At 65.4% G+C, this 4569-nt stretch carries 3 protein-coding genes and 2 pseudogenes; 2 read left to right on the top strand and 3 right to left on the bottom strand.

The features are described from left to right. Positions 1-87 precede the first annotated feature (87 nt). Both VL752_RS09745 and VL752_RS09740 read right to left on the bottom strand, forming a co-directional pair. Positions 88-1239, bottom strand: coding sequence for a mandelate racemase/muconate lactonizing enzyme family protein (locus tag VL752_RS09745; RefSeq protein WP_325354595.1), 1152 nt, complete (start codon positions 1237-1239; stop codon positions 88-90). A 13-nt stretch (positions 1240-1252) separates the two neighbouring features. After that, positions 1253-2560 (bottom strand): MFS transporter, encoded by a 1308-nt coding sequence (locus VL752_RS09740; RefSeq protein ID WP_325354593.1) that lies wholly within the window; start codon positions 2558-2560, stop codon positions 1253-1255. Between the two features lie 113 nt (positions 2561-2673). On the opposite strand from VL752_RS09740, the gene VL752_RS09735 reads away from it, so the two are divergent. Beyond that, positions 2674-3567: a LysR family transcriptional regulator gene (locus VL752_RS09735; RefSeq protein WP_325354591.1), complete on the top strand. Its 894-nt coding sequence runs from the start codon at positions 2674-2676 to the stop codon at positions 3565-3567. A gap of 87 nt (positions 3568-3654) precedes the next feature. On the opposite strand, the pseudogene VL752_RS09730 reads toward VL752_RS09735, so the two are convergent. Then, positions 3655-4320 (bottom strand): annotated as a pseudogene (locus VL752_RS09730) (Mu transposase domain-containing protein); the annotation flags it as partial. Between VL752_RS09730 and VL752_RS09725 the strand changes: the two are divergent. Next, a pseudogene (locus VL752_RS09725) lies at positions 4319-4465 on the top strand (IS3 family transposase); the annotation flags it as partial. The pseudogenes VL752_RS09730 and VL752_RS09725 overlap by 2 nt on opposite strands. Positions 4466-4569: the final 104 nt, after the last annotated feature.

Below are 4569 nucleotides of genomic sequence, written 5' to 3'. Positions count from 1 at the left end.
TCACACGCTGGGCGCCGATTTGCTCGCGCATCAGCGAGCAACTTGTCTTCGGCAGCGGGGTCAATCGCCCGGAAGAAAGAGGAGCCTTCATTCCATCTCGATTACCCGGCTCCAGACGACATAAGGCGCGATCGCCTCTGCGGTCAGGTCGCAGCCCAGACCCGGACCCTGTGGAACCCCGAGCATGCCGTCCGCCCCAGGCGCTGGCCGGCCGCACAGATCAAGCAGTGGGTTCGGTCCCATATCCACCTCCATCCACGGGAAGGGGGAGAAGCCGCCGCCCCGCACGGCCGGCAGGCAGGCGGTCAGGTGCAGGGCGGCGTGGAAATTCACCGTACTGCCCCAGACATGCGGCAGCAGCGGCCGCGCGAAAAGTTCCGCCAGCATGGCCACGCGGGCGACGCCCGACAGTCCACCGCATAGGGCGATGTCGGGCTGCAGCACGTCCAGGCAGTTAGACTCCAAAAAAGGCCGGAACTGGCTGGCAGCGCCGAAGGTTTCGCCCCCTGCCAGGGCCGGCGCCATGTGGCCTGACAGCAGGCGGTAGCCCTCCAGGTCGGCAGGCAAGGCCGGTTCCTCGATCCAGATAAGGTTGGCCGCCTGCATCATGCCGGCCGTCTGCAGCGCGGCGCGCGGGGTGACCGACTGGTTGAAATCCACCATCAGCCCGGTTTCTTCCCCCAACGCGCGGCGCACATCCTGCACCACCTTGGCGTCATCGTGCGGGGCGAAGCCGATGCGCAGTTTCACCGCACGATAGCCCTCGCGCAAATAGGCTTCCGCCTCCACCGCGTAGGTGCGGAAGGGATGGCCGCCCGGGCGGAAGAAGGGCCCGCTGGCATAGGCGGGCACGCGGTCGCGCAGGACTCCGCCCAAAAGGTCGCTGACCGGCACGCCTTGCAGCCGCGCAGCAAGGTCATGCAAAGCTATGTCAAGCGCGGCCACCGCCATCATGGTGGTGCCTAGCCGGTCCCAGCCGCAGGCAGCCTGCATGCGCTGCCACAGCCGGCCCGGCCGCAGCGCGTTCTGCCCCAGCAGCACCGGGGCCAGGCGCGCGCCGATCACCCCCGCCACCTCTGTCGGGGAAGCCCAGCTCTCACCCCAGTCCGTGGTGCCGTCTGACGCGGTCACGTGCACGAGCAGCGTATCGCGACGGTCGAAGGTGACGACGGCGTTGCCGATCGGATTGTCGAGTTTCGCGGAGAGGTGGAACAGGCGGATGCTCTGTATCGTCGTCATGTCAGGGATGCCTTCACGCTGGGAGCTTGCCGGGGGCGGCGTGGGCTCTGATCGTGGAGCGCATGGCGCGGCCGAGGATGATCAAGCACAGGGCGGTGATCGTCATGACCGCTGCCAGCACGAGCATGGCGCCGGAGAAGCCACCGGTGGCGTCGCGTATCCAACCGATGACCGCGGGACCGAAGAAGCCGCCGGTGCTGCCGACCGAGTTGATCAGGGCGATGCCCGCCGCCGCGGCCGCGCCGGTCAGCAGCGTGCTGGGGAAGATCCAGATGTTGGGCGAAGCCCCACCGATGCCGGCGGCGCCGATCGTCAGTCCGACCATGCCCCACACCGGGCCGGCGGCGAAGGCGGCGATAACGAAGCCGACGGCACTGGCTAGGAAGGGACCGGCGGTGTGCCATACGCGCTCACCGGTGCGGTCGGCGCTGCGGCCCACCAGAATCATCGCGATGGCCATGAACACCGGAGGGATAGCCGCGACGAAGCCCGTCTGCAGGTTCGACAGGCCGAAGGCCTTGACGAACTGCGGCATCCAGATCGCGATTCCGGTCGTGCCCCAGACCAGGCCCACGGCGATAACGCACATCAGCAGCACCCGCGGGTCGGTGAGCGCGCGCAGCACCCCGAAGTGCTGAACGGCTTCCTGCTCCGCCCGCTCGGCGGCGACCCGGCCCGCCAGCCATAGGCGCTCCTCGGGTTCTAGGAAGGTGGCCGCACGCGGCTCGCCCGGCAGCGCTACCATCACCACCAGTCCCATGACGACGGCGGGCAGGCCCTCCAGCAAAAACACCCATTGCCAGCCAGCAAGGCCGGCAGCGCCGTTCAGCCCAGTCAGGATGAGACCGGAGACCGGCGCGCCTATAATGGAGGACAGCGGCACGGCGATGTTGAAAGTGGCAAACATCCGGCCGCGCCAGGCGCGCGGGAACCACAAAGTGAGGAAGAAGATCATGCCCGGAAAGAGCCCGGCTTCCGCGGCGCCCAGCAGGATGCGCACGATGTAGAAGCTCGCCGGGCTCCAGACGAAGGCGGTAGCCGCCGAGAGGATGCCCCAGGTGATCATGATCCGCGCAATCCAGGCGCGGGCGCCAAAGCGCACCAGCAGCAGGTTGCTGGGCAGTTCGCAGACAACGTAGCCGAGGAAGAAAATACCGGCTCCGAAGCCGAAGACCGAGGCGGAGAAGCCCAGGTCCTTGTTCATGGTCAGCGCCGCGAACCCGATATTCACGCGGTCCAGAAAGGCCGCGATGTAGCAGAGCAGGACGATCGGCAGGATCCGCCGTGCTGCCTTGGCGATGATGTCGGGCCGGTCGCCCATCGTCCTGTCCTCCCGTCGGCGGGCTGGCGCCGCCTGTTCCAGCATCATCTTCCGTCATTGACGGAGCCAATCAAATGAGTTGTTTCTAAGCAGCGATATTGAAAATTCTGAATATGCGGGTCACCATTCCCCAGCTGGAAGCCTTTTATTGGACCGCCCAACTGGGTTCGGCCCTGCGGGCGGCAGCGCATCTGCATATTTCCCAACCCACCATTTCCCTGCGGCTGAAGGAGCTGGCAGAGGCGATAGGAACGCCTTTGCTGGAGCGCACGGCGCGCGGTTTGCGACCGACGCCGGAGGGTCGCGCACTGCTGCCGCGCGCCAGTGCCGTCATCGGCGAGGTGACGGCCATGCTGGGCCAGGCACCCATCGCCGACGTGGCCGGGGTGATTCGGGTCGGCTTGGCCGACGGCTTCGCGGTCACCTGCCTGCCACCGCTGTTGCGGGCGTTGGAGGCGGATTTCCCGGCGCTGCGCCCGGAATGGGTGGTGACCACCAGCTACATGCTGGAGGCAGCGCTGCTGATGAGCACGCTGGACGTGGCGGTGATGCTCAACCCCATAGGGGACGAACAGCTGGCCATGCAGCCGCTTGGTTCCCAGCCCACCACCTGGGCGATCCCTGCGTGCTGGGACATTGACGCCACACTGACCCCGGCTGCTCTGGCGCCGCGGCCGGTGATTTCCAACCCACCGCCTTCGGCCATGCACCGGCAGATCGCCGGCTGGTTCGCCACGGCCGGACTGACGCCGGAGCGCCTCTCGATTTGCACCAGCGTGCCACTGATCGGGGAGCTGGTAGCCGGCGGAATCGGCGCCGGCTTGTTGCCGCGCCAAATGGCCGAGCGCTACGCGATCGGCGGCGACGTGCGGATCATGGAGGCCTCGCCGCCACTCGAAAATGGCCGCCTATTCATCGGGCGCCGCGTCGGCATCGCTGACGCACGCATCGACGCGGTGGCCGCCACGCTCGTGCGGCTGCTGAACAGCATCGGGTACCTGGGCTAACCGCATGACCTTTGTCGACCGACAATTAATGGCGAGATTATCCTGCAGAGCGAGGTTTGAAAGTTAACCTGAGACTCGTTACGGCAGTTAAAGGGTGGACGGCCCTCCGGCGACATCGATGTATCGAAGTGCGAGTCGCATGAATCGGCAAACAGGATCCCCGTCCTGCCGAAGGCTGTCGTAACGGCCGACATCGGCGATCGGCTCCTGGCTCAGCACCAAGGCCTGCGGCGCTCTGACCGGAGTTGGGATAGGTGTCTTGCTATCCGTCAGGCGGTGGAGATGGTTGAGGATATGAGTTTTGGAGGGAACCCCGTCCTCCAGAGCAAGTTCGACGGCGTCCAGGACGGCCAGTTCGTCGTGGTGCAGGACAAGCGCCAGGACCCCGACCATCTCGCGATCGCCGCCAGGGGCACGCATCAACCGCTGCTGCAGCCGTCTGAAGGCATCCGGCAGCTCCTGGAACGGCGCACCCTTCCGCAAGGCTCCAGGCTTAGGTTGGAGCACCGCAAGGTAGTGACGCCAGTCGTACACCGTCTGCCCTAGGGCGCCATGAGAGCGGCCGATGATGCGAGGATGCTCGCAGAGGATCTGACCTTCCGCGGCGATCACCAGCCGGTCGGGGTAGACGCGAATACTGACCGGACGGTTGGCAAAGGAAGCAGGCACGCTGTAGCGGCAGCGCTCCAGGTGCACGAGGCAAGTCGGGGAGACGCGTTTGGTGTATTCGACAAAACCATCGAAGAGACGCCCCAGAGACTGGACGACAACTACGCTTCAACAATTCGTTGAAGCTGTCGATTCCTACATTCGCTGGTACAATAAAAAGCGGATCAAGATCTCTCTTGGCTCTCTCAGCCCTATCGAATATCGGGAGAGTCTTGGGCTTAAAGTGTAAAAATCAGTCCAAGTTTTCGTCCGCATCCCCATCCTACCCGCCCGGGTCAGATCTCAGCGGGAATCAGCACGGACTGGGCTGGCTTAAATAACCCGCTCCGGCGT

The organism is Acidisoma sp., from assembly GCF_035492295.1.
Taxonomy (GTDB): domain Bacteria; phylum Pseudomonadota; class Alphaproteobacteria; order Acetobacterales; family Acetobacteraceae; genus Acidisoma.
This window is presented reverse-complemented; position numbering and strand designations above follow the sequence as displayed.

What these genes read in the sequence shown, in the direction of transcription:
- VL752_RS09745 (WP_325354595.1), bottom strand. Translation starts at nt 1,239, where the DNA reads ATGACGACGATACAGAGCATCCGCCTGTTCCACCTCTCCGCGAAACTC.
- VL752_RS09740 (WP_325354593.1), bottom strand. Translation starts at nt 2,560, where the DNA reads ATGGGCGACCGGCCCGACATCATCGCCAAGGCAGCACGGCGGATCCTG.
- VL752_RS09735 (WP_325354591.1), top strand. Translation starts at nt 2,674, where the DNA reads ATGCGGGTCACCATTCCCCAGCTGGAAGCCTTTTATTGGACCGCCCAA.